At 43.1% G+C, this 25,080-nt stretch carries 29 protein-coding genes and 1 tRNA gene; 17 read left to right on the top strand and 13 right to left on the bottom strand.

The window, feature by feature from the left end:
- Position 1 precedes the first annotated feature (1 nt).
- From RE476_RS02655 to RE476_RS02625, 7 genes are read left to right on the top strand one after another with little or no spacing between them, the layout of a single operon-like run.
- Entirely contained in the window at positions 2 to 361 is a 360-nt protein-coding gene (locus RE476_RS02655) for a hypothetical protein (RefSeq protein ID WP_309308854.1), read from the top strand.
- On the top strand, positions 358 to 624 hold the full coding sequence (locus tag RE476_RS02650) for a hypothetical protein (protein WP_309308853.1): 267 nt from the start codon (positions 358 to 360) through the stop codon (positions 622 to 624). Before RE476_RS02655 ends, RE476_RS02650 begins: the two co-directional genes overlap by 4 nt.
- Before the next feature lie 2 nt (positions 625 to 626).
- The gene (locus RE476_RS02645; protein ID WP_309308852.1) at positions 627 to 2,813 is read left to right on the top strand and encodes a phage tail tape measure protein; all 2,187 of its coding nucleotides are present in this window, start codon (positions 627 to 629) and stop codon (positions 2,811 to 2,813) included.
- A complete protein-coding gene (locus RE476_RS02640) occupies positions 2,814 to 3,146 on the top strand; it encodes a hypothetical protein (RefSeq protein ID WP_309308851.1) in 333 nt (110 codons plus the stop codon).
- Positions 3,143 to 3,280: a hypothetical protein gene (locus RE476_RS02635; protein WP_309308850.1), complete on the top strand. Its 138-nt coding sequence runs from the start codon at positions 3,143 to 3,145 to the stop codon at positions 3,278 to 3,280. The genes RE476_RS02640 and RE476_RS02635 overlap by 4 nt, the downstream gene beginning before the upstream one ends.
- Entirely contained in the window at positions 3,277 to 3,645 is a 369-nt protein-coding gene (locus RE476_RS02630; protein WP_309308849.1) for a hypothetical protein, read from the top strand. The genes RE476_RS02635 and RE476_RS02630 overlap by 4 nt, the downstream gene beginning before the upstream one ends.
- Positions 3,646 to 3,660: 15 nt before the next feature.
- The gene (locus tag RE476_RS02625; protein ID WP_309308848.1) at positions 3,661 to 4,908 is read left to right on the top strand and encodes a hypothetical protein; all 1,248 of its coding nucleotides are present in this window, start codon (positions 3,661 to 3,663) and stop codon (positions 4,906 to 4,908) included.
- A 115-nt stretch (positions 4,909 to 5,023) separates the two neighbouring features.
- On the opposite strand, the gene RE476_RS02620 is transcribed toward RE476_RS02625, so the two are convergent.
- From RE476_RS02620 to RE476_RS02605, 4 genes are all read right to left on the bottom strand, one after another.
- Positions 5,024 to 6,232, bottom strand: a complete 1,209-nt coding sequence (locus RE476_RS02620) for a tyrosine-type recombinase/integrase (protein ID WP_309308847.1) — start codon at positions 6,230 to 6,232, stop codon at positions 5,024 to 5,026.
- Positions 6,233 to 6,310: 78 nt separating this feature from the next.
- Positions 6,311 to 6,396: transfer RNA gene (locus RE476_RS02615), tRNA-Ser, on the bottom strand.
- A gap of 152 nt (positions 6,397 to 6,548) precedes the next feature.
- The gene (locus RE476_RS02610; RefSeq protein ID WP_309308846.1) at positions 6,549 to 7,301 is read right to left on the bottom strand and encodes an FKBP-type peptidyl-prolyl cis-trans isomerase; all 753 of its coding nucleotides are present in this window, start codon (positions 7,299 to 7,301) and stop codon (positions 6,549 to 6,551) included.
- A gap of 128 nt (positions 7,302 to 7,429) precedes the next feature.
- Entirely contained in the window at positions 7,430 to 8,182 is a 753-nt protein-coding gene (locus RE476_RS02605; RefSeq protein WP_309308845.1) for a hypothetical protein, read from the bottom strand.
- A gap of 139 nt (positions 8,183 to 8,321) precedes the next feature.
- On the opposite strand from RE476_RS02605, the gene RE476_RS02600 reads away from it, so the two are divergent.
- The 3 genes from RE476_RS02600 to RE476_RS02590 are packed head-to-tail and all read left to right on the top strand — an operon-like array spanning position 8,322 to position 10,506.
- Positions 8,322 to 9,512, top strand: a complete 1,191-nt coding sequence (locus RE476_RS02600; RefSeq protein ID WP_309308844.1) for a geranylgeranyl reductase family protein — start codon at positions 8,322 to 8,324, stop codon at positions 9,510 to 9,512.
- Positions 9,513 to 9,869: a gamma-glutamylcyclotransferase family protein gene (locus RE476_RS02595; RefSeq protein WP_309308843.1), complete on the top strand. Its 357-nt coding sequence runs from the start codon at positions 9,513 to 9,515 to the stop codon at positions 9,867 to 9,869.
- A gap of 19 nt (positions 9,870 to 9,888) precedes the next feature.
- Entirely contained in the window at positions 9,889 to 10,506 is a 618-nt protein-coding gene (locus tag RE476_RS02590; RefSeq protein ID WP_309308842.1) for a TatD family nuclease-associated radical SAM protein, read from the top strand.
- 10 nt (positions 10,507 to 10,516) lie between these two features.
- Here RE476_RS02590 and engB read toward each other — a convergent pair whose 3' ends face one another.
- The 6 genes from engB to RE476_RS02560 form a co-directional block, all read right to left on the bottom strand.
- Complete coding sequence (engB, locus tag RE476_RS02585; protein WP_309308841.1) at positions 10,517 to 11,143, bottom strand: GTP-binding protein EngB; 627 nt, start codon at positions 11,141 to 11,143, stop codon at positions 10,517 to 10,519.
- Between the two features lies 1 nt (position 11,144).
- On the bottom strand, positions 11,145 to 12,137 hold the full coding sequence (locus RE476_RS02580) for a DHHA1 domain-containing protein (protein ID WP_309308840.1): 993 nt from the start codon (positions 12,135 to 12,137) through the stop codon (positions 11,145 to 11,147).
- A 74-nt stretch (positions 12,138 to 12,211) separates the two neighbouring features.
- The gene (locus RE476_RS02575; RefSeq protein ID WP_309308839.1) at positions 12,212 to 13,501 is read right to left on the bottom strand and encodes a COG1361 family protein; all 1,290 of its coding nucleotides are present in this window, start codon (positions 13,499 to 13,501) and stop codon (positions 12,212 to 12,214) included.
- Positions 13,502 to 13,505: 4 nt separating this feature from the next.
- Positions 13,506 to 15,110 carry a BatD family protein gene (locus RE476_RS02570; RefSeq protein WP_309308838.1) on the bottom strand — a complete coding sequence of 535 codons (1,605 nt, stop codon included), beginning with the start codon at positions 15,108 to 15,110 and terminating at the stop codon, positions 13,506 to 13,508.
- 32 nt (positions 15,111 to 15,142) lie between these two features.
- Complete coding sequence (locus tag RE476_RS02565) at positions 15,143 to 15,646, bottom strand: hypothetical protein (RefSeq protein ID WP_309308837.1); 504 nt, start codon at positions 15,644 to 15,646, stop codon at positions 15,143 to 15,145.
- 12 nt (positions 15,647 to 15,658) lie between these two features.
- The gene (locus tag RE476_RS02560) at positions 15,659 to 16,402 is read right to left on the bottom strand and encodes an RAD55 family ATPase (protein ID WP_309308836.1); all 744 of its coding nucleotides are present in this window, start codon (positions 16,400 to 16,402) and stop codon (positions 15,659 to 15,661) included.
- A gap of 185 nt (positions 16,403 to 16,587) precedes the next feature.
- Here RE476_RS02560 and RE476_RS02555 point away from each other — a divergent pair, with 185 nt between their 5' ends.
- On the top strand, positions 16,588 to 17,328 hold the full coding sequence (locus tag RE476_RS02555; protein WP_309308835.1) for a Nif3-like dinuclear metal center hexameric protein: 741 nt from the start codon (positions 16,588 to 16,590) through the stop codon (positions 17,326 to 17,328).
- 14 nt (positions 17,329 to 17,342) lie between these two features.
- Entirely contained in the window at positions 17,343 to 17,507 is a 165-nt protein-coding gene (locus RE476_RS02550; RefSeq protein WP_309308834.1) for an RNA-binding protein, read from the top strand.
- A gap of 10 nt (positions 17,508 to 17,517) precedes the next feature.
- On the opposite strand, the gene RE476_RS02545 is transcribed toward RE476_RS02550, so the two are convergent.
- The 3 genes from RE476_RS02545 to RE476_RS02535 form a co-directional block, all read right to left on the bottom strand.
- Complete coding sequence (locus tag RE476_RS02545; protein WP_309308833.1) at positions 17,518 to 18,045, bottom strand: tRNA (cytidine(56)-2'-O)-methyltransferase; 528 nt, start codon at positions 18,043 to 18,045, stop codon at positions 17,518 to 17,520.
- Positions 18,046 to 18,056: 11 nt separating this feature from the next.
- Entirely contained in the window at positions 18,057 to 19,577 is a 1,521-nt protein-coding gene (locus RE476_RS02540) for an AMP phosphorylase (protein ID WP_309308832.1), read from the bottom strand.
- 118 nt (positions 19,578 to 19,695) lie between these two features.
- Positions 19,696 to 20,013: a DUF4405 domain-containing protein gene (locus RE476_RS02535; protein ID WP_309308831.1), complete on the bottom strand. Its 318-nt coding sequence runs from the start codon at positions 20,011 to 20,013 to the stop codon at positions 19,696 to 19,698.
- Between the two features lie 409 nt (positions 20,014 to 20,422).
- On the opposite strand from RE476_RS02535, the gene RE476_RS02530 reads away from it, so the two are divergent.
- The 5 genes from RE476_RS02530 (at position 20,423) to RE476_RS02510 (ending at position 25,045) form a co-directional block, all read left to right on the top strand.
- Positions 20,423 to 20,869: a nucleoside deaminase gene (locus RE476_RS02530; RefSeq protein ID WP_406600974.1), complete on the top strand. Its 447-nt coding sequence runs from the start codon at positions 20,423 to 20,425 to the stop codon at positions 20,867 to 20,869.
- A gap of 111 nt (positions 20,870 to 20,980) precedes the next feature.
- The gene (locus tag RE476_RS02525; RefSeq protein WP_309308829.1) at positions 20,981 to 22,156 is read left to right on the top strand and encodes a mechanosensitive ion channel family protein; all 1,176 of its coding nucleotides are present in this window, start codon (positions 20,981 to 20,983) and stop codon (positions 22,154 to 22,156) included.
- A gap of 39 nt (positions 22,157 to 22,195) precedes the next feature.
- Positions 22,196 to 23,071 carry a prephenate dehydratase gene (gene pheA, locus RE476_RS02520; RefSeq protein WP_309308828.1) on the top strand — a complete coding sequence of 292 codons (876 nt, stop codon included), beginning with the start codon at positions 22,196 to 22,198 and terminating at the stop codon, positions 23,069 to 23,071.
- A 53-nt stretch (positions 23,072 to 23,124) separates the two neighbouring features.
- The gene (locus RE476_RS02515) at positions 23,125 to 24,021 is read left to right on the top strand and encodes a DUF7502 family protein (RefSeq protein WP_309308827.1); all 897 of its coding nucleotides are present in this window, start codon (positions 23,125 to 23,127) and stop codon (positions 24,019 to 24,021) included.
- Between the two features lie 52 nt (positions 24,022 to 24,073).
- Positions 24,074 to 25,045 (top strand): AAA family ATPase, encoded by a 972-nt coding sequence (locus RE476_RS02510; protein WP_309308826.1) that lies wholly within the window; start codon positions 24,074 to 24,076, stop codon positions 25,043 to 25,045.
- Positions 25,046 to 25,080 lie beyond the last annotated feature (35 nt).

Below are 25,080 nucleotides of genomic sequence, written 5' to 3'. Positions count from 1 at the left end.
CATGAGCTCTGATATCATGAAGGATTTCGATACTATTGCACCAGTGAAGCGTTTTGCAAGGATAGGAGGAAAAGAAGTTGATGTTTCAGTATTCTCAACACGTGCAACCCTGAAGCTCATCGATATGACAGACTCTCCGGAGAAGATACAAAATCTCGAGAACGGCAAGAACATCGAGAGTTTTGTCGAGGTGGTTGCAACTGCCTGTCAGCGTTCAAATCCAAAGATAACCGCAGACTGGCTCATGGATAATGTGGATATGTTCACCCTTGTTGAGTTCTCAAAGTTCGTCCTGGAACCGATCATCCAGAAACTGGAGGAGATCAAGCCTGCAGAGGATACTGAAAAAAACTGTCAGTGACCATCGGGGACATATTTGCCCAGATGGGAATCATGTATTCATGGGCCAGTCCTGATCATCTTCTGGACCACATGTCCACGGACCAGGTCATGCTCTATTACGAAAAAGGAATACAGGCAGTTGAGATGCAGGCCAGGGTTTTCTGGGGTGTGCTTGGAGAGGCTTTGAGTGGACAGGAAAAAGTGTCAGAAACGGATTCTGGCGATAAACCAGACATGAAACGATTCTACGAGCTGTACGGTAACAAGATAAAAAGAGGGTGAAAATGACTTCCATCGGTGAACTCATTGTTTCGATCATCGGAGACGTGAGCCAGATCAAGAAAGCATTTGATGAGGTGAGTTCACAGGCCAGCCAGATGGGAAAAAAGTTCCAGGAAACTGGCAAGCAGATGACCTCTGCCGGAAAAACACTCTCCACATATGTTACTGCTCCTGTTCTGGGTCTTGGAGCCGTGGCATTTCATACAGCTTCCTCTTTCGATGATTCCATGAGAAAGGTCAAAGCCATATCAGGAGCTACTGGCGATGAGTTCAAGCAGATGACAGACCTTGCCAGGGAACTTGGCCGAACGACCCGTTTCTCTGCAAGTGAAGCTGCCGAAGGTATGCAGTATCTTGCGATGGCGGGTTTCTCCACTTCAGAGGTAATGGAATCCATCGATGATATGCTTAGCCTTGCTGCAGCAGGAGCCATTGACCTTGGTACTGCTTCAGATATCGCATCAAATGTACTTACTGGTTTTAATCTGCAGGCGAGTGAAGCCGGAAGGGTAGCAGATGTCCTTGCCAAAGCATCTGCTTCCTCTAATACTGATATCACTCAACTTGGTCAGGCAATGTCCTATGTTGCTCCCCTTGCTGCTGCAATGGGGATATCCATGGAAGAGACTGCTGCCATCATCGGAAAAATGTCAGACGCCGGTGTCCAGGGAAGTCGTGCAGGTACTGCATTAAGAGGGGCTTTGACAAGGCTTGCAGATCCAACCACTGAAGTTGCCGGAGTGCTGGAGAAATACCAGCTAACACTTGCAGATGTGGATCCAACTACGCAGTCCTTCACTGATATTATCAAAACACTGAGCAATGTTGGTCTGTCCACAGCAGATGCAATGGCACTGTTTGGTCAGGAAGCAGGACCTGGTATGGTTGCATTGTTATCTGTTGGGTCAGATGCCATCTATAATCAGACAAAACTGCTGGAGAACTCCGCTGGTGCTGCAGCTAAAATGGCAGAGGAGATGGAAGGTGGACCCGGAGGAGCTATACGGGAACTCAAATCCGCACTTCAAGATGTCATGATAACCTTTGGAGATGTGATTGCTGAAGGCCTTATGCCACTGGTCGATGCCTTCACTGGGGTTTTGAATCTTGTATCAGGAATCCCAGAACCAATACTCAAGGTTGTTGTAGCAATAGCTGCAATAGCTGCTGCTATTGGTCCCGTACTGATAGTAGCAGGCTCTGCCATCAGTGCCATCGGAACAATAACAACCTTCCTCGGTGGTGCCGGTCTGGCTGGATCTTTGAGTGGTTTGATTGCAGTCGTTACAGGTCCTGTGGGAATAGCAATTGCTGCTCTTGCACTGGGTGCTATTCTGATATGGAAGAGCTGGGACAAAGTATCTCCAGTGGTAATGGATACACTGGCAAACATCCGTACTGCGGTTGAACCTCTTATTCCCATTGTGCAGGAATTTGTGTCCAGTGCCATGAATAGGATAAGTGACTGGTGGGCAGCAAATGGAGATACGATCACATCTGCAGTAGCTGTTATTGTGTCCGTCCTTGGAACATTAATTTCATACATTGCAGAGTATGTGGTCGATAATGTAATGGTCTGGATGCCTCTGATTCTGAAAACATTTGAATACGTGCTCGGTCAGGTGCTCAACCTAATTCTATTGTTTGCACAGGTACTCACGGGTGATTGGGCAGGTGCATGGCAGACATTGCAGAATATCGTCCAGAACAGCATGGATCTTCTGTATTCTATTATATTAGATACACTGGAACCTATACTGAACATATTCTCATCAGCAGGTAGCAGTTTCTACCTTTCAGGAAAGGAATTGATACAGAACTTCATCAACGGGATAAAGTCAATGGTGAATCCTTTGACAACCACTGTATCGGATGCGTTTTCAGGCATTTCCAGATATCTTCCTCATAGTCCTGCTGAGATTGGACCATTGTCAGAACTTCCGAACTGGGATGCATTCTTTGTATCCCCTCTAAAAAAGTCCGTTGGAAAGATGGATAGCATGCTGGCGTCGGGTCTTAACAATGCGGTTGGAACATTCAGTACAAGCAACAACACCACTAACAACACATATGCAGGAGACGAGTTTGTGATCCAGAACGTCACCCTGTCTGCAGATTATCCATTCGAGAAATTCATGCAGGATATGACACGCCAAAGTGCACAAAAAAGAGTGCAGAGAGGGATGTAAATGGCAACGACGTTCGATGGCATTCCCTTTAGTCCAAGGCTTATTCCTGAGAAGATAATAGATTTCGAATTTAATGCAACCACCCTTCTGTCAGGCAAGGTATCCATACAAGCAAGCAGCGAGCAGAGATTTTCCAGGACCTACGAATGCTACACCGAAAGTTTGTCCGAAATCACAGCACTATTAGCGAAGATCGGGATCAAGGGAACCCTGACAGATGGTTTAGAAAACATCACCAATTGTTACATCACACCCCCGTTTTCCTACAAAGAAGTGCTATGGGGTAGCGGAAAATACACGTACACGATCACATTCCAGAGGGAGACATCATGAAGAATCCAAGAACAGGAAGTGAATACACTATCGAATTGAAGAGAATAGACAATACCGGAAAAGTAACAGAGATCACGACCATCCACCCGGATGGCACAGAGACAACGAAAAGACCACAGGAGGAAAATAAATGACAACAATACCAGATGCAGGACTCGACAGGGTCGCAAACCTCATCGCCTCCGATTTTACCTACATGGCGACAGGCAGCAGCAGCACAGCAGAAGCAACCACCGACACCGCCCTAGGGTCAGAGAACACACTGAACGGTTCGGCCAGGGACGTAGCGGGGACGATAACAGCGCCGGCAACCGAGGCAACTGGGGTCACCAAATGGGTTCACACCTTCAACTTCACCGGAGCCGTTACAATAAGGGAAATCGCCATATTTAACGCGAGCGATGACATGCTTATCAGAAATGTTCTGACCGCGGACAAGAACTACGTTGACGGAGAGAGTGTCACAATTACCGTCACGCACACCCAGCAGAGAGTCTAAACCCCTGGGGATTGAATGGCAAGTGTTTCCTACATAGGCACTGGCACGTTCGCGGACGGATACGCAGTAACCCTATCCCCAGGCTTGCCTGCAGGCTGGCAGGAAGGGGATCTGTTGTTATTGTTCCAATTAGCGAAACAAACCCATAACGCCACCCCTTCCGGGTGGACGACATTTGTAGCGACGGTGTACGGGACCGGTGAGGTTTCGTGCTGGATAAAGATATCCTGGAAAATAGCAACATCAGACGAAACAGCCCCTGAATTTTATGGAGGTGGATCGAGCTCGATCGGCCAGGTTATTGCCTTTAGGGGCATAAACCCATCGGCCCCTATTAACGTTTTTCAACACTGGCCAGCAATAGGCTCGGCCTCACCGCTAACAATTGGTGGGCAGACCACCACCGTGGACGGTTGTAAGCCATTGTGGGTCGTTGCAGCAAATGACAACTACACCTACAGCGGCTGGACCTCCCAAAATATGACGGTCACCGAAGCCGTAGACGATGCAACAGCTGGAACCGGCTCGGATTCTTACGGAATATCGCTGACGATAGGCGTGGGTGACAGCATTGTCGACCCGGCAGGATCAACCGGGACCGCAAATGTAACCCCTAAAAAATATGATAGAGGATTTAACGGTACAGTAATCGCACTAACCCCGGCACCGACACCAACCATCGACTCCATTTCAGCCACGTCTGGCAGTTTGGCCAGCGTCGACACGACAGCGGTGACAATAGGCACCGTTGCAACCACAGCCGGGGCCATCGGCAGCACCATAAACCCTGACGAAACGACGAGCGTGGAAATAGCCGCCCAGGCAAGCATCGACTACGAAATGTCCGCCGGGATATCTATCCAAGCAAGCTCTAGGTCGTTTATAATAGCCGAAATATTAGACGAGGAGGATATCCCACATCTTCTCGCCAATTCAATGAGCCAAGCGGCCGTCGATATTTCACAATATGGCCTGCATCAGACCACCAGAACATCGGCCAGCATAGTAGCGGCGACAATACATGAATTTATAGACATCCAGGCAACCGCTGGGTCGATCGCAGGGGAAACGGCAAGGGATAATATGGCCACCATCGTAGCACCGGCACAGAGCACCGGCACGGCTTGGTACACAGAACTTATGGCCATTGCAGCAGGTGGTGGTGGTGGAATTGCAGACATAAAGACCGGGCTCAGATATTCGCCAGCGGACTACCTGACCACGGACGACAGGATAGGAACAGCCAGCGTGGTGAAGGCATAAGAGGACAAAAATCTGTACCTTTAGAAATCGCACAGGGGACGGAACGGGAAGTGCAAATATTCAATCAAGGAGACACATACATAGAATCCACTACAGACCCATAGCTCACGTGAATCTACTCGTCACTTATTGAAGCTGAGCTGTTGTCAGACAACACTTCCTTCAATTTACCCAGATATCCCTGCAACTCCCGGACATCCTTTGGATCCTTTGCTCCTATTTCAAGAAGCAACTGCATACCCAACTGTTGCATGTCATCGATATTAGTTGCTGCAGATGCATTGAGTGCCATTCCACAACTACAGCAGAAATCGGATGTTGGCCCATTCATGGTCTTGCAACGTGGACAGTTCACAGATGTAAGTATCGGCTTTCTATCTTCGTCTTTAACCAATCCATATATACTCAATATAGCATCATCCACTTGTTGACCGGACAAATGAATGTATGTTCCAGGCATATCCGATCCATGTATCCATCCAAGATGGGATTCCATTTGTGCTTGGGTAAGATGGTTTGCTAATTCTGTGGCTCTTGTATGTCTGAAAAGATGAGGATATACTCGCTTTTTTATTCCTGCTTTTTTAGCCAATCTTTTGAGAACCATCCGGATTGCATCATATTTCATTGGTTTTCCATGAGAATGTCTACCGATGTTTACCCAAAGAGGGGCCTCTGGATCATTTTTCATCGGATGAATTGAAAGCCATGCTGCAATGTAAGGAGTTGACATAACCAATCTAACTCTACGCATTCCTGTTTTGCCTTTTACAATCTCGTAGGAACCATATTGATCAAATCCAATATGTTTGATGCTGCGAGTACCATTCTCACCAACACGTCCCCCAGAATCATACCAAACAGCTACAATTGCAGCATCCCTAGGGTGCTCTGCAACCTCGAGCATTTTCTTGACTTCTTCTTCAGTGAGTAGTTCTTCAGGCATCTTACGGTCTTTTTGCTTGACATTTGTAGAGATCCATGCAGTAATCTCTGGATCTTTGTCATTGTTCATCCATCTAAAGAACCTTTTCAAAACAACGCGATAGTCTCGTTTGGTCCAAACACTACGATCGGACCTTTCCAGATCACCTACCAATTTATAAACATCTGTTTTGGTAATTTCCGGAAAAGGTTTATTGAACCACTTTGACAGATTATGGAGAGAACTAAGATATTTCAAAACGCGAGCAGTTGATATGCCTTCTGCATAGAGCACATTTACAAACTCGAAGATAAGCTCTTTGTTCTTTTCAGAGTAAGGAGAATTCAAAATAAGATTTTCAGCATTGGCAATCTTTTTGTTATAGTCGTATAATTCCATGAGTCACACTTCCACTCCCATATATAATGGGTTTTTGTAAGCACGGTGAAAGTGTGGGGCTCTGAACAACGAGTATAACGCTGAGGAAGAGATTCGAACTCTTGCAGCGCGTTAGCACTACCGGTTTTCAAGACCGGCGCCGTAGTCCACTTGGCTACCTCAGCATGTCGGATGGTATCTTAATAGCGACCTAAGATATAAGGGTTTTGATTCAAAATCGATATTGACAGTAATTGTCTTTGATTTTGAGAGAGATTTTTAGTAAATTATGTAATTTATGTGGAGGGGATATATAAGTGAAGGGAAAAGAGGAAGATTATTCCTCTGTTGCTTCAGCTTTTTCTTCCTCTGCAGGAGCTTCAGGGGCTTCTGCCTCTGTCACAGCGGTTGGAGGAACGTATGGGTGCTTCTCGACGTATTCCAGGTTAGGAATGCCGAGCTTGTCAATAAGTTCGCTTGCGATGGTAAGCTTTGAGACCATCCATCTCTGGTTGAATCCGAGCTCGATAGGAGTGAATACTCTGATAACATCATCAGTTACTTCTATCTCGATCTCAGGCATTCCGGTGTAGAGTGAAAGAAGGCCCTGTGCCTTAGCGATCTTGTCCTCGATCTTCTCTTCGATGGTGTACTCGTACTCGACTTCCTTACCTGCAAGAGCATGGTTGAGGTCTACGCGTACCCTGCGGCCAATGATCTGTACAATGACACCGCGCCTTCCGTTAAGTTCCACAGGCATTCCCTGGTATGGCCTCTGGTCCTTGAACTGCTCAGTGAGCTTTGTAATGGAAACTGTCTCAACAAGAGCAGGATTGTGTGGACCGAATGCCTTCTCAGGAGCTATTGTAATGGAACCGGTATATCCGACTTCCTTACCAACGAAATCCTCATCAAGACCCTTAATAGTGTGGCCGGAGCCAACAATTACAACATCTCCACCGTAAACACCGCGTGGATTGTAGATGCCATTGTCCTTTGCAAGCTGTTCATCGGTTGTGTCAAAGATCTGTCCTTCATTGAACTTACCGGTATAGTTTATTTTTATGAAATCGCCTTTCTCAATTGCCAAATCGATCAACTCAGTATTAGTTATTAGATTAATAGTCAGATTCATTGATAAAATCTATGAATTGAATTACCTGCACGCTATACTCATATGTCTTTAAGAATCTTTTGCCAGCAAATCACAAAAAAAGATTAAAAAGTATCATCAATGACAATACCCAAGACAAACTCCCGCTCATCACCATCAAGAAGCGTAATAGATGAATCCGATTCCAGTATCTTTTCAAAACCGAAGAACATATTCTCAATAGGAACCCTCGTATCATGCCAGTCAACCCTTCTGTGATGACTCAGAACACCTTTTCCCTCACGATACTGGTAATGATCCTTTACCCTGCCAATTGCCACCTTTTGTTCAGACATGATGGGTAGTACAACAAGATCATAGATCCTTATATCATTGGTAAAGTGAAGCACATCCTTTGCCCAGCTTTCAAGCAGGTTTATAGGAGGAGAACTAAGCCTGGTGACCAGGGCTTTTTTCATCTGTTCCAGCCTCTCAAAATCATCAAACTTCCGCATGGTAGCATCGAACTGCTTAACCTCCTCATCGAACTGCTTCAGCTTGCTGTTAAGCCGCTTCATCTTCTTTACTACCTCAGGCCTGTCAGCAGAATAATCGACATTCTTAAGGGCATCCTCGAACTCTTTCCTGAACCTCTGGTCAAAATCCCTATACTTATCCCCGAAATGCAGATACCTTTTATAATCTTGTGGCTGGTTCTTCATCTCCAGCAATTCCTTCCCGAACAGGTCAGTGATATGCAGGTTCAGGTCAAACGAGACATAGCCATTCTCAAGACAAGCAGCCTCCTGCTGACCGCAATAACCTGTACGTATTACCCAGACATTGTTCCTGTGTTCCCTTATCATATCTCTCACCATAATGGATAATATTAGATAATAGTTAGATATATCTAATAGAATGTGGTTCTTGATAAGTATATTGAGCCATAGGCAAAAGACCCGCGGGTGCAATATCACCCTGTAAAACACTCTTATCTAATCAACCCAAAAAACAGACATGAAACCTGAAGACTCATATGACATAATCATTGTGGGTGCTGGGCCAGCCGGCTCCACAGCAGCCATGTACGCAGCTGAAAAAGACCTCTCCGTACTCCTGATAGAAAAGAAAAAGGACATAGGAGTACCACTGCAATGTGGAGGCTTCCTCCCCCATTATCCCATTCTGCAGGAACTCGTACCTAATGCAGAACTTCCTGTCACCCTTGAAGAGATCCCTTCAAACTGCATACACGCAACAGCCTCATACCAGCGTTTCATAGCTCCGAATGGCATATCCAAAGGTTTTGATGTGGATGCCGATGCCATTGACAGAAGACGCTTTGACAAACATCTCGCAAAAGAAGCAGGTAAAGCCGGAGCACACATACTTGTCGGAACAAATGTCACCGAAGTAGAAGGCACAAAACTCTTCATGGACGGAGCATTCGGCGAATTCGAAGTAGAAGGCAAAGTGATCATAGGAGCAGACGGTCCCAACTCAATCGTAGGAAAAGCCAACAACATGTTGCGTGATGATGACCCCATGGGAACGGGCATTGCCTTTGAATATGAGCTTGCTGGCGTAGACGTAGACAAAGACGCTGTGGAAATGTACTTCGGCAAAGATTATGTCCCCGGTGGATACGCATGGATAATCTCCCAGGGAGGCGACACAGCAAACATCGGTGTCGGCATCAGGGAAGCTCTTTTCGAACAACACCTCTGTGCCAGGGATTATCTGGAACGTTTCATGTACAAGCACCCCATAGCCAGTGAAAAGCTCAGTGGAGCATCCATCACTTCCGTTGTAGCAGGACTCGTGCCCGTAGGTGGAGCACCAAAAGTAACTGCAAATCATAATACACTTCTGGCAGGAGATGCTGCCGGCCATATAATCGCAACCAATGGAGGCGGCATATCAACCGCAATGGTCGGGGGCAAACTTGCAGGTGAGACTGCTGCTGAATTCCTGGCAGGTAAATGCCAGCTTCAGGACTATGAGACCCGATGGCGACAGCAGATGGGACTTGAGATAAAGACTGCAGTCTATGTCCGCAAACTAATGGACAAGCTCATGCTTTCCGACAGGCTTATGTCCACAGCCATCAAAATGATAACTCCGGAACAGATGAAAGCCATCCAGTGTGGACAACTTCCGGAACCTGTCAGGAAGACATTATTAAAACTGAACGTGGGACTCAGTTGAATGTACATCTTCGTCTACGGCACCCTTAAAAAAGGAGATCCGAACCACCGGTTATTGGATGGTTCCAAATATATCTGCACAACAAGGACAATCGAAAAATACACCATGCTTGATCTTGGACTTTTCCCGGGCGTCCTGAAAGATGAAAAATCATCGCAATCATCACCATCATTCATACATGGTGAGGTCTACGATATAACTCCACAGACCCTTGATATACTGGATAATTACGAAGGCGAATGGTACTTCAGGGAAGAAATAGAACTTGAAGCGGGGATTGAAGCACTTATCTATTTCCTTAAAAAAATACCGGCAATCGACTACGACATGATCCCAAACGGCAACTGGACAAAATAAAAGCTACAGGAGGACATAAATGCCAGACACTGACAACAGTATTCCTATGCTCAAGGATACGATTTGCTATGAAGCATATGGTAACCTCTATCTGAACATAACAAACCAATGCAGTGCCAATTGTGTATTTTGTATTCGCGACATCTGCGACGGAGTTTACGGTTACAATCTTCGTCTTTCAAGAGAGCCCTCTGAAGAAGAGATTATAAAAGAGCTTGAAAGTCTTGACCTTACTAAATATCATGAGATCGTTTTTACCGGCTTTGGCGAACCGACATGCAGATTTGATACTGTACTTCACATAACCAACTGGCTGCACAAAAAAGGAAGCCTTGTCAGGCTGGATACCAACGGCCACGCAGCACTCATGAACCCTGGCAGGGATGTTGTCACAGAACTAAAAGAAGCCGGACTTGATGCAGTTTCTGTTAGTCTTAACGCCGAATCTGAAGAAAAATACAACCAATTGTGCAAACCTGTCTTTGAAGGTTCATACCGGGCACTTCTGGACTTTACAAAAAAAGCGATTGATGTGGGTATCAAGACCCGTATGACCGTTGTCAGCCAACCGGATATTGACACCAATGAATGTGAGAGAATAGCAACTGAACTTGGAGCTTCCTTCAGAATAAGGTAAACTTCGAATTTCAGAAATACTGGAACAGATCATCTCTTTTTACATCATGCAATCTCTGCCTGATAAGTGATTTCAGGGATTTAAGATCACCTTTTTTGGCACATGTAGGAGCCACACAATCTATCCACTGCTTCCATGGTGGCAGCATTTCAAGTTTATCACATATCCTATCCAGGGTCGTATCGAGTTCACCATCACCGATCTTGTCAGTCTTATTGACCGCCAGGATCGTATCGATACCAAGCTCCTTGAACAACTCAAATATTTCGATATCAATAGGAATCTCGTTCCTTTCTTCCCATCTCTGCACAATATCGAGAAAAGTCGCACCGTCAATAACCAATACTGCAAGACTTATCCTTTCTGCATTATTCTCAATATATCGTACGATCTGGTCTTTCACAATATCCTGCTTGCGGTCCTTCACACCGCTCATGAAGCCAAAACCAGGAAGGTCTGTAAGCAGCAGGTCAGAGTAACGTATGTGGGTAGGTTTTAGTGTCACACCCGGGCGTTTGCCCACTTTGACGTTCTTTCCTGTTATCTGCTTTAAAACGGAAGATTTACCTACGTTCGATCTTCCTGCAAAGAGTATCTCAAAATTAATACCTTCAAATTCATCTATTTTTTTTGCCATATTAATCCACTTTGACCTTACGTTTTTCTTCTCCGATAGCCTTATTGAACTCACGGAGAAATGCTTCAAAAGATTCTTTTGGTACTCTCGCACCTGCAGCAGCTGCATGACCGCCACCACTGCCACCGAATTGCGGGGTTATCCGACGTAAGAGCTTATTAAGATCCACTGTACCCCGCGAACGCATACTCATATCGTAGGCATTTCTCTTATACCTGTACTCGGCCGCAATACCCACATCCCTTCTTCCATAAGAAGCAGCGTATATAGCAGACTTTGACATATAACCGTTAGGGTCCACCACGTATGCCAGGTTCTCAAGAGTCCTGACCTCTTTCTTTACATGGATACGCAGCTTTTCCTCAAGATCTGCACCTTCCTTTGCATATTTGAACACATTAGGAATCTCTGTAGGGATAATATCATGTGAAAGCGGTAAAAGTAGCTTCCTTTTGAAATCATAATTCCTTCCGGAATAGATAAGTGCCTGTATAAGCGTTCCAGCCTGGAAGAAAAGACTTCTCTTATCCCAATCACGCAGCCACTCTTTTACAGACGGAGTGTTATCATAGTAATCCCCTATGGCACCGTATATGGCCACCCTGCGCATATCCCGGCTAAGTCTCTTTTCAAATACCTTATAGGTAAGCTCCGATGCACAAACCGTCAGATCGTGGTACATCCAGTCCACACTTATACATTTATCAGGCAAAGGATGATGATCGATATATGTAAGATTGGAATTTGACGCAATTTCTTCAAGCCGCCTGAAGAGGTCGACACATTTAGTCTCATCGACGGCGATATCGCATATTATTACATTCTTATAACCATCTGCAAGCTGCAGCTCATCCAGTATACCCAGAGGTGATGTGAAATAAACATCAGAATCAGGATAAGCACTCTTTGCAATGGCACCTGAACAAACACCATCCGAATCCCCATGGGTCAGGATCAAAGTACTATGTTTTTCATGTTTATTGGGTATTGTCATGGAAGCATCCTATTGATTGTATAAGTGGAACAAAGAAAATAAAGATCATTTATAAGAATAACATTCATAGTAGTTTATAGTATTTTGTCTTTAGTATTCTTCAGGAATCCGGTTATGGAACCCAGAATGTCATACAAGAACTGTAACTTCCCATGATCTTCTTCTTCTTCAGCTACATCAGCAACAGTTTCTGAAATATCGCCTATATCCTGATATTCGCCATCATACGAAGTCTCATCAAAATAAGCTGAATCATCATAGGATTCGGCATATATTGTTTCATCAGGATCCAGAACATGTATCAGCTGTTTCTCCGAGTAAACTATTCCTTCATATTCCTTTGAGTCAACAAATTTTGCCTGGCCCGCAGGTATGATAATATCTCCTGCCTTGTCCATACGTACTGAATAACTTAATGAAATGCTACTATCCGAATGGAGAACACTGTTTACTCCAGTATCACCGGAAATAAGAACAGCACCTATAGGCAGTTGATCTGAAACCGCTAAACGAACCGACCTGTCACCTTCATTAGCAACATTTAGGGTTATATTGATCTGATCATGCAAGCCGACACTATCAGTAGACACTGATTTACTTATATTCAGGAATGGACCATGAATTGTCAGGTCTGAAGTATTCAGTTCTTTGGAATAAATCCTTCCATTATATTCAACTGTAATCAGAGAACCATTGAATTCATAAGTTCCCGGTTTCAAAGCCTTAAGTGAATATTCCAGCGTCTTTGTCTCATAAGGATCGAATGAAAGGTTCCATTGTATCTCAGAGTCCGGATCAAAGACGAATTCCTGTGGAATGAACTTACTGATACTGACCGATTCCAGAGGAATTTCTTTCAGGTTCTTTATTTTCAGCGAAAAATAAGCCCTTTCATCAATATACACTTCATTGCTGATTCGCTCTTCAAATTCAAATGTTGCATCCATCCATTTTATTTTCACAGGTAAAGAACCCGTTGAATTAGCAATAGCAACACTGAGAGTAGCATATGGAACAGGAATGTCATTGCCAGTAATAATTTCAATAGCTGTTATGTTAAGCCGCTCATCAAAAACAGTGTTGTTGGATATACCCGTATTATTAGCTAGTATTGCACCCCACGAATCATGGTAAATGCTTGATATGGTGAGCATAACGTAATCATTTTCATCATCTGTTGGTTTAGCCGGGGAAAAATCAGATGCTGTTATGAGGTACCCGCTATGATTTATTTCATCTCCCCAGTAAAGAGTATACTCCTGAGCATCAAGCCATTCGGTTTCATCTGACTGTGCGCCCGCAACAATGCAGGAATTTACCAATAGCACAGCCAGTCCGATGAACAGAAGTATTCGAAGCCTCATGAAGTCATGACCTGTCTTTGCGTCTGGATACGAAATAAACTCCGAAAAGCGCCAGTATCATAAAGCTTGCTTCAAAGCCGGGCTCTACCCTATCCTCAGCAATATCACTGGTATAGGTTGACCCCTGGTCACTGGTACTTACCTGCTGATCAGTGTTAGCGCCTGAACTGCTGGCAGATGTACTCTCTTCAGGTTCTGGTGACGGATCAAGCACAGTGATTATTGGCATATTGGATATCTTTTCACCCTTATAGTCCTCAAAATCAATGAATGTTCCAGTCGTCGCAGGAAGCTTCAGTTCTCCAATCTCATTTACTTTAAGGACATAAGAATATGAGTAGGTCTTACCATGCACGGCAACATCATCAAAACTAAGATCCCCACTTAAAAAAACAACATCTTCAGGAATAGTTTCAGATGTATGAACGCTTGCGTCCCTTGTGCCCTGATTCTTCACTGTGACCTTTACAGTAACATCGTCACCGGGGTTTACAGATGAAGGACTTACATCTTTAGTAAGAACAATATCAGGACCATCTATTTGGATAGTGGGCTTTTCTGAAGTGAAGGTATATTCTTTTCCATCAGGAGCAGTAAAAGTAGCAGTTGCTGCCGGCATTGAATATTTGCCAGTCTTTGTAGGCTTTAAAGTATATTCAAATACCTTTGCCTTTGTTTCCTTTGAAGTGAAAGAAAGTGTAACTTCATTATCAACACTGTCCTGGATTTCAAGATCACCTGTAGTTGGGTTGGTGACTGACACCGAACTAAGGCTGTAGATACCATTGTTCCATATACTGACAGAAACATGTGCAGTCTCATCCATGTATATTTCTTCAGTGGCACTCTTTGTGATCATCAGTTCTACTACCGGTTCTATGGTGATAGTTTCCGTTTCAACGTCTTCGTGTATTTCACCATTGATATCTTCTGATCTTGTTGTAACAGTAATGTCCACATCTGTCTCTTCCCAGTAATGTGGGATTTCCAGTTTGATCTCTATTGGATCGAGTACTTCATCCTCATCGATAGAAATAAGATGATGACTCAACTTGCCATCTATCAGTTCCATACCATCCACATCAATATCCACATCCATATCATATGCTTTGGCATCACCTTCATTGGTGATAGCAATCGTTGCAATTATAGTTGGATAGGAAATTGTCCGCGGATCATATGTATCCTGTTCAGGCTCGATCACAATGTCCATCTCAGGTATGCCCCTTTCGTAAACCTCTATGGCAACAGTCGGATCTTCCATATTGCCGGTCCACTCATCAATGTTGAGAGTCACAGTTTTTACAAAGATACGAAGATCATCACCCTTTTCCGTATCACGGAATTCAAAACCTTCACCGGCGCGTGCGGGCGATTTCTTTTGTAGTTGTCCGTCACGGTAGATACCAATACTTACATAGCCACCCTCATTGAAATCTTCCGCTTTTATCGTGTATTCGTCACATTTAAGTGTACCACCCCAGTGTAGGGTTCCACTTGCATCAGAACTGTCACTCCATTCAATATCATCAACGGTATAAGCCATTGCAGAAGAAGTAAACAAAATGAAAACAATGAATGACAGATAAAAAACTTTTTTTGCTAACATAGACATCCCAGCCATAGATTAATTGTAAATTTTTAATTTTTAGGATACAGGGGTTTAAATCCACGTAATTGAGAAGGCCGATCAAGAGCTCTTGTTCTTGAAGTCGATCCAGGGAGATTCATCAAGGAAGGGTGCCGGATCATGGAAAAAACATAATCCTCATTCACAAGAGAACTCCTGTAGCCAGATTCAATGAGCCTCTCCTGATGATGTATACTGAAAGCATTGTAAGCTGCTTTTGATTCTTCCCGTTGCTTTTCAGATTCCTTCTTAGAGAGACCGGCATTCATATCTTTTTCTTTGGCCCTTACGCCTCCTTCTTTACCTTTGGCATATTGTTCTTTGACTAGTTTATCAAGTCCTGCTTCTTTGGCAAGATCTTCAAGCATTGAATATCGTTCACTGACCCATCCAAGCTCAGAATGCTTATGGTATCCTACCTCAAACCCAAGGTCATAAGCATTTTTTGAAAGCTCAGCAATCTCTGAATCAGTTAGCTGAGTCTTCTCTTCCTTTTTGACAAAGAACCTTACCATTTGTAAACACCATCACTCAAGAAGATCAGTGACTACAAGTCCTCTGTCACTGAAATTTACTGAGCGCATATTGCAATCATGCATTGTACCTCTCATTTTAATAACCTGCAATGCACGGGTCATTGTCCGGTCATAGAGGAAATTATGCATGAAAATAACACCATGTGCTGCAAACTGTTCAGTGGAATAAGCACTTGGATCGGTCATTTCAGATATGAGTATAGTAGTACAGCCCAGTTTCTTAAGATTCCTTATGAAACGGCTCATTTCTTTTTCCTGAAGGGACATGTCCCTTGTGGTGAACCTTATTGCGGAGACGGAATCTATTACCAGCCTTTTGACATTATATTCTGCCACATAGGCTGCTATTTCCCTGAATACCATAGCAGGAGAAGGAGCTTCATGCTCGTTTGAAGTCGCTGAGACCTCATATTCAGGAGTGATATATTCGCTCATTTCATCCATGAATCCATATTCCATTCGTGGACCAAGGTCTGCAAAAAGCAGTTTTCTCATTTTTATGAGAGGGACCACACTAATAGAGTAGTTGGACATATCATCAATGATATTTTGCGGACTTTCAAGTAATGTTACATAAAGACCTACTTCACCAAGGGCTGCACCATGCGCCAGATACTGCACACAAAAAGTAGTCTTACCGCTACCCGGTGGACCACTTACAAGGTAAACACGTTCTGCAAGCAATCCGCCTTGCACCATTTCGTCAAAACCCTCTACACCTGTCTTTATCCTCATAAACTATCCTCGAGTATTTAATTCAAACATATAATATATTATTTATTATAAATATACAATGCACCTATTTGAATGCTTCGATTGTATACACATTTATTAAATAAAATAGAAAGAATAATTATACCAACAACAGTAAACAAAGTATTTCCGACAGGTTCAAATCAATTCAAAATTATTCCTGCTTTATGCAACTAAAAAATATTATTCCGATTCTCGAAGAAGTAGCACCTCCTGAACTTGCTGAAGACTTTGATATTGGAAGAATAGGCCTTACACTAAACCTGGAAAATGATATTCGCAAGATAGCCATTGCACTGGACCCTACAGAATACGTGCTTAACAGGGCTGCAAAGATCGGTGCAGACCTTCTGATAACACATCATACACTTATTTTTCATTCTATCAATTGCATTGACAAAAAACTGGCAGACAGTCTCAGAATAGCCCTTGATAACAACATATCGTTATACTCCATGCACACGAATTTCGATAAGGCAAAAGGTGGCATAAACGATGCCCTTGCAAACAGGCTTGGATTATCAGATATACAGGAAACTCCTATTGGCAGAATCGGGACAATAACCCCATGTTCAACAGAAACCTTTGTCAACCTTGTTTCAAAGAGCCTGAACACACATATCCAATATACTGGGAACAAGGACGAAATAAAGAAAGTAATGGTGTTCGGAGGAAGTGGTTTCAGGTCGGAATACATTGAAACTGCAAGAGAATACGGAGCGGATGCTTATGTGTCATCAGAACTGAAGCATGATATAATACGCTCTTTCAACGACATGCTCCTTGTTGATGCAACACATTACGCCACAGAGAATCCAGGTATGCAGAATCTCTGCCCGGTGCTTGCGGATAAATTAAAACTCGATGTGGAATTCATAGACCATGATCCGCTCATAAAAACAATTTGATAATTTGTGATCATATGCCAGAAAACAATGAAAAAACAGATGGTAATATCGATGAGGATGATCTCGAAGAATTGTTTGAGAAGCATTTGAAGAAAAAAGAAGATCCAAAACACCGCGGATACGGTGATTACGAAAGAAGAAGGATATACAGGGGTCCTTCGGTAAAAAGGGACCCTTAGTAAAATCCAATTATCTGTTGTCAATAACTTGTTTACCACATTTTTCAGGAACGATTGTTAATTCGCCACCCTTAAACTCATTTCTCAGAGGGTCAGTATCAGCGATACGATCTAGGGTTACCGCCACAGCTGCAACTTCTGAATGGGGCTGGTTGCCAACTGCAACATTCCAGTCAGCCATTTCGTATATTTCAAAAGGTACTTTTTCCGCACCCACTACGATCATGAGCTTGTCACACTGACGAATCTCCGGAACAGCATCAGGGAGATTTATTCCATACATGGATAAATGACAGACCTTTCCGCCATCTTCTTTCCATTTATTTATTTCAGACTTCCAGCTGACATCGTTCTTAACGTAGAAGTCTCCTCCCCACCTTGTGGAAACATCGGCTATGTTGTCTGCAAGCTTCTTGTCCTCGGATGCCAGGAGCATGCCCTCTGCACCAAAAGCCCTTGCTGTCAGACCCACATGCGTGGTTATCCTCTTGTCTCTCTGTGGACGGTGGCCAAGCCTTAATATTACTATCTTTTTCATTGGAATACCTATCAGACTTCGGTTATGTCATCTACTCTCTCAAGAAGCATACCCTCAACGACTATGGGGAGATCCTCCCTGGCACTTTTGATAGCTTCTGCGAGTTTTTCTTCTTTCTCAGCATATATTGTAAGAACAGGCTGGCCTGCTTCAACGGACTGACCACGTTTCTTGTGGATCCTGACGCCTGCACCTTTATCATTTGGTGCACCGGCAAGCCTTGCTATCTGAACAATACGCTTGTTATGGAACTCAAGAATATAACCATTGGTTGGGGCTGTTAATTCTGCAGTGAATTCACCCACCTTAATATCCTTGTGAGTTACATCCGGATTGCCACCCTGGATTGCAATTATCTCTTTCATTTTTGCCAGTGCTTTACCATTCTTAAGTGTCTCAATTGCAAGTTCACGACCCTGTCCTTTTGCAGCAACTCCGCCCATCTCAAGCAGCATACCTGCAAGGACAGCACTCTTTTCGATGAGACTGTTGGGACCTTCCATTGTTTCAAGGACTTTAAGAGCTTCTATGACTTCAAGTGCAGGACCAACTGTTCTTCCCACAGGAGATGCCCCGTAGGTTAGTGCACAATCAACATCCATACCAAGACGTTCGCCAAGACTTATGAGGTCCCTGGCAAGCTTTCTTCCGGCCTTTACATCAGGTAGTTTAGTACCTGCACCGGTAGGGAGATCCATAACAACCTTCTGGGCACCGACTGCACCTTTTTTAGCCATAATGGAAGCCAGCAACTGACAATGTGGATCAATAGAAAGCGGATACTCTATTTTTATTAGCTTGTCATCTGCAGGTGCGATATTAGTAGCACCACCCCAGACAATGACACCACCTACTTTTTCAGTCATTTCCTTTATCTGTTGAGCGGTAAACTCCACCGGAGCCAGTATTTCCATGAGATCAGCTGTGCCTCCGGCACCGGTTATGGCTCGAGAGCTGGTTTTTGGGATCAGTAAACCATTGGCTGCGACAATTGGAACAATCAGCAGGGAGATCTTGTTACCTGGCACGCCACCTATTGAATGTTTGTCCATTATAGGGGAAGTGCTGAATTCTATACGCTCACCGGTTTCTATCATTGCCTTTGTGAGCCATTCGGTCTCATCTTCACTGAGATCCTTGATATAAGTGGCAGTAAGGAATGCAGCAAGCTCGATATCATTGAGATTTTCTTCAACGATGTCTTTCACAAGCTCATATATCTCATCCCTTTCAAGTCTGTGACCATCCATGACCTTTCGGATGATGCGGGTGGATTTTGGTTTATCAGCCGGTTCGACCTCTACCGTTTCTGTCCATTCTCTTTGCAACTGTTCCTGCACCTCATGATACAGACCTATCATTCCGGGAGAGATCATATCTTCTGTAAAATCGACGATGGCTGTAAGAATTGTGTGATCCTTGATCCTTACCCTGTCACCCTCGTTAACTCCCAGTTCCTTGGCGTCAATTGTATTCAACACCACTTTGTATTTGCCGACTTTGATATCAATAGGCTGTACTTTTAGCTGCATAGTTCCACCTTTATTTTATACAGAAAAATGCTCTAAGAGATAATAGGTTTATGGTATACGAAAAAAATAGGATGAGAATGTCTGGAAAAAACCAGACATCTAATTTGAATACATTAATTTACTCTTCAAGTTGATTTGCCACCTCACATTGTACAAATGATCCACTCTTACGGGTTGTAGATGAACTGCTCTTACCTGTGAGGAAATTCTTTGTTGTGCAGGCCATCCACTTCCAGTGTAACACTACATGGATGAGTGAGAATGCAACCATCAGGATTCCTATCTGCTCATGCATGTGGAGCAATTCCCTACTATCAAATCCCAGGAAACTTGCGCCGTGGCTTCCATACATCAGGACAACTCCTGTAACGCTTACTATGACTGACTGTGCCAATAACGGAAGATCCACAATATAGTTGAGTGTTGTTTTTTTCATTTCTAAACTCCGATTTCCTTTTTCTTTTCTTTTTGGTTTTTGTATTCCATATGAATGCAATGAATATGATATGTGAATAGAAGAAAGATCACATGTTGGTGTTACGATACGTATGGTGGTACGTTGGTGATGATGGTTGGTGGTGGTTTATGGAATTAGACATGTGATCTTACAATTCCCGGATTCGTTAATTCGAATATAAAGATACTTACAATTAAAAAGTAATAATAAAGCTTTAATTTACAATCAAAAGCATATAAAGTTTCTAAAAGCTATTAAGAGCATATAAAGCAAGCTAACGAGTAATAATCATACTATAAAGCTTTATTTTTTGAAGATTATGCGATCATCTACCACTGCACTTAAAACCAATAAATAATGATAATGTCCCATGAACACCTTTATGCAAATGGCCATAGATGAGGCACGTCACGGAATTAAACACAATCATGGTGGACCTTTCGGGGCGATTGTTGTGAAAGACGGGAAGGTATTATCCAAAACTCATAACGAAGTATTGAAGAACAATGACCCTACCGCCCATGCAGAAGTCCTCGCCATCAGGCAGGCATCTGAGATTCTGGAAAGATTCGACCTTTCAGACTGCGAAATATACACCAGTTCTGAACCATGTCCCATGTGTCTTGCAGCCATTTACTGGGCACGCATAAAGACAGTATATTACGGGTCCAACAAAATAGACGTTGCGTCCATTGGTTTTGATGACAGTCTTTTTTACAGGTACATTCGGGGAGAAACACAGGATCAGGGACTTAAGTTAGTTAACACTGACAGGGATGAGTGCCTTAAACTGCTCAGGGAATGGTCTGAAAAGAGCGATAAACAAATGTATTGATAGGAAATTGTAAAGCAGAATTAATCATGGTCATTGAGCTCATCTACCATATTTATATGATGAGACATCATTATTATCTGGAAGCCGGAATTATCAATCGGGAGAAAGAATATGGATATTAACCAATTCATACCAAGTATAATTTCTTTACTGGTTACCCTCTCGCTAATCATTCTTTTTGATTTCCTTTTCAGGAAAAGGAATCTATTCTCAAGAGAAAGAATGATACAACAACTCATCTTTGTTGCAATTCTTATTACTGGCATACTGTTTATCATATTCACCCTGCCAATAAATGTTGAAGACAAAAACCTGATACTTACCTTTGTAAGTATAGTTATTGGTGCTGTTATTGCATTCTCATCAACCACTTTTGTGGCGAATGCGATGGCCGGGATAATGCTTCGCATGATACATCCTTTCAGGGTAGGGGATTTCATAAAAACAGATAGCTCTTTTGGGAGAGTAACTGAAATTTATTTCCTTCATACCCAGATACAGTCCATCGATAGGGACCTCATTACTATACCCAATCTTGCCCTGGTCTCAAAACCTCTCAAGACCATCAGATCATCAGGAACAATAATCACATCAAGCGTTTCTCTGGGTTACAACATACCCCGAAAAGATATTGAGAAAAGCCTTCTGGGAGCTGCAGAGGTCTCGGGTCTGGAAAGTCCCTTTGTCCATATTGAAAAACTTGGAGATTTCTCTATCAGTTATAAGGTCGGAGGCCTCCTCAAGGATGTTGAAGGTATAATCACTGCGAGGTCTGATTTTAAGAAGAACGTTATAGACTCCCTGCATAATTCCGATATTGAAATCGTTTCCCCCACATATATGAACCAGAGAGTATTCAGCGAGGATTATGTATGTATGCCACCTAAGGAAACCGGGGCTGAAGAGAAAGAGAAGGTTCCTGAGACCAAGACTGAAGAAATAATATTTGATAAGGCTATCCTGGCACAGATGCTTGACAGGATATATACTACTGCAGATGGTCTGAGTACACGCAGGAAAGGAATGGAAGATAAAATTAAGGAAATAAAGGATGATACCACACGGAATGAAATGAAAGAAATAGTTGATCTGCTTGCCCAGAGAGAAGAAGAGATCAAACCGATGATCCAGGATCTTAAGAATTTCCCCGATATTACAGCTTTGCCCGACGAGAAAGATGATATATATATTAAAGCTCTTGTTGATGCAGAAAAAGACCTGACATTACTTGATAACAGACACTCTGATATAGAGATAAAAATAGCAAAGGCCCTTGAAAAGCAGTAATGAAAAGACTTTTTAAATTTACTATCGTTGGGGAACAGAATGATAATCGGCGTACTTGGCCCTAAAGGAACCTATTCTGAAAAAGCTGCAGAGCAATGGATAGAAAAGAACGGACGCGAAGGTGAAGATATTCTTGAATATTGTGCAGACATACAGGATGTATTCTCCCTGCTGGAAGACAAGAAATGTGAAATCGGTGTTGTGCCCCTGGAAAATTCTATTGAAGGTTCTGTAGGAATTACACTGGACAGATTACTTGAAAATGATGTAAATATCATTGGAGAGACAATCGTCACTATAGAACATTGCCTGTTATCCAGAGGTAAAAAAGAAGAGATAAAAGTGATACTATCACACCCACAGGGTCTCGGACAATGTCGCCAATTCCTGAAAAATCATTTCCCTGCCGCTGAGTTGAGGACAACGGGAAGTACATCCCATGCGGCAAAACTTGCCACTGAATTTGAGGAAATGGCAGCTATCGCTTCACCCGAGACGGCTGAAATGTATAATCTGAATATTGTCATGCCAAATATTCAGGATAGAAAACATAACCATACCCGTTTTGTTATAATTACAAGAAGCAATATTCCGGAAAGTGTCCAAAAATACATAAAAAAGGATAAACAAGGTAGCTCATATAAGACCTCTATAATAGTCTATCTTGACCGTGACCGCCCCGGTGCTCTCTATGCTATTCTGGGTGAATTTGCTAAAACCAATATCAATCTGACAAGGATTGAATCAAGGCCTTCCAAAAAAGTACTTGGGGATTATGTTTTCTACATTGACTTCGAAGGAAATATAAACGATACTATTATAAAAGATGCAATATCTAATATAGAGTCAAACGTAGGGATGTTGAAAATACTCGGATCATATCCTGAATTTGATTCTTATTGCGAATCTAATTAGATGTATTTGAAAAAGCAAGCATCTTCTGCTGAATCAAAATAAACGGTGCCACCATGGATATCAGGGATTTCGTAAAGAAACAGGAGTCTGCCCTTAAAAAATACCGTAGGGTCTATAAGATACTGGATTTCCTGACAATTTCACTGGTACTTTTTACCCTGATGTTCCTGTTGAATATGGATAAAGTATTTGCCATGATGACTACTTTTGAAGTAAGGGCAGGAACAAGTTACGATCTTGCAGGCATAAGTATTGCATTCGAAAATGTTGCACTGGCTCTTATTTCCGCATTCATGGCATTGATATTGACCTTCCTGATACACAGACGTGATGACAGGACCGGGATTTTATTATTAGTAGAAGAAAAATATCCAAACCTACAGGAAAAACTACGTACTGCATACGATAACAGGGAAACTGACAATATAATAGTGAATGACCTGTTAAATATTGTCTCTTCAGGCATTTCAAAAGTGCAGTCTTCGGCTTTTCTGAAAAGAAGACGGCTTACACTGGGCCTGATACTTATACTGGCCTCTGCATCAACACTTGGTATTATTATGTCGAATGACATTCATACGGACTTTAATCCGGAGGATGTCATAACACTTTTAGAAGATGCAGGATTGTTGCCTCAAGACGAAGACACATCAGGTGACCTTTACGACATAACTGATGAGGGCAGCGACGATGATGGTTCCGGAACTGAAGACCTTACCGGGGAAACTGCGATAATTGTTGTGGAAGGAACAGAAGTTGATCTTACACTTCCACCCGGAACAGGTACAGGTTTTTCAAACCAGCAAGAAGCAGAAGAGGCTGATGAAGACTTTGACCAATCCTCACCTTACGAAATAAGCATCATTTCATCCCAGGCATATTATGAAGAGCTTCCTGAGGGTTATGAAAGCGTGATCAAATCGTATTTTGAGGAAATGGCTAAGAACTGAACATTACATTCATAATTTTACACTTATAGGACAACGATAAAGGAGATAATAAATGGCTAGCGACCTGAATTCAAGGGACCTGTCGCAAACATACAAAATGGCCGGCGATATGTTTGCAACGCTTTTCAACGAGATTGGAAAGGTAGTTGTCGGCCAGCAAGCTTCAGTGGAACAGATCATAATTGCAATATTATGTAATGGACATGCACTGGTGGAAAGTAACCCGGGTCTTGGAAAGACACTGACCATTTCAACCATAGCAAAATCACTGGACCTTAACTTCAGCAGAATACAGTGTACACCAGACCTGATGCCTGCGGACATCACAGGAACACATATCATAGAAGAAAGTGACGGACACAAGGAATTCAAGTTCGAGCCGGGACCTGTGTTTGCCAATATCGTACTTGCCGATGAGATCAACCGTGCATCACCAAAGACACAGTCCTCATTGCTTGAAGCAATGCAGGAGAAACAGATCACTGTCGGTAACGATACCTTCATTCTTGAACAACCATTCTTCATACTGGCAACCCAGAATCCTATTGAGATGGAAGGTACTTTCCCTCTCCCGGAAGCACAGCTTGACAGATTCCTGCTTAAGATACTTGTGGATTATCCAAGCTACGAAGATGAGATAGAGATCGTTAACCGTTACACGAAGTCCATCATGCCTACTGTTGGTAAAGTTGTTAACAAGAACACACTTCTTGACCTGCAGAAACTGACAAGAGATGTACCAATTGCCGATGATATCAAGAACAGGGCCATTAAGATCGTCATGTCAACACGTATCAAAAGCGAGTTCATCGAATACGGTGCATCCCCAAGGGCATCAATAGGAATCATTCTTGCAGCAAAGGCACGGGCATTGATACAGGGACGCAACTATGTAAGTGCAGAGGACATTGATGCAATGGCATATCCTGTACTCAGGCACAGGATCATCCTCACCTTCGAGGCAGAAAGAAGAGGATTCAGCACTGACCAGGTTATCAAGAGCCTGCTTGAAAAAATAAAGTAAAAAGGTAAGTTCTGACAGAAAACTCGGGCAGAGCA

It is taken from the genome of Methanolobus mangrovi (assembly GCF_031312535.1).
In the GTDB taxonomy this organism is placed as follows: domain Archaea; phylum Halobacteriota; class Methanosarcinia; order Methanosarcinales; family Methanosarcinaceae; genus Methanolobus; species Methanolobus mangrovi.
Note: the sequence above shows the minus strand (reverse complement) of the source record. Positions and strands in the feature narration are given on the sequence as shown.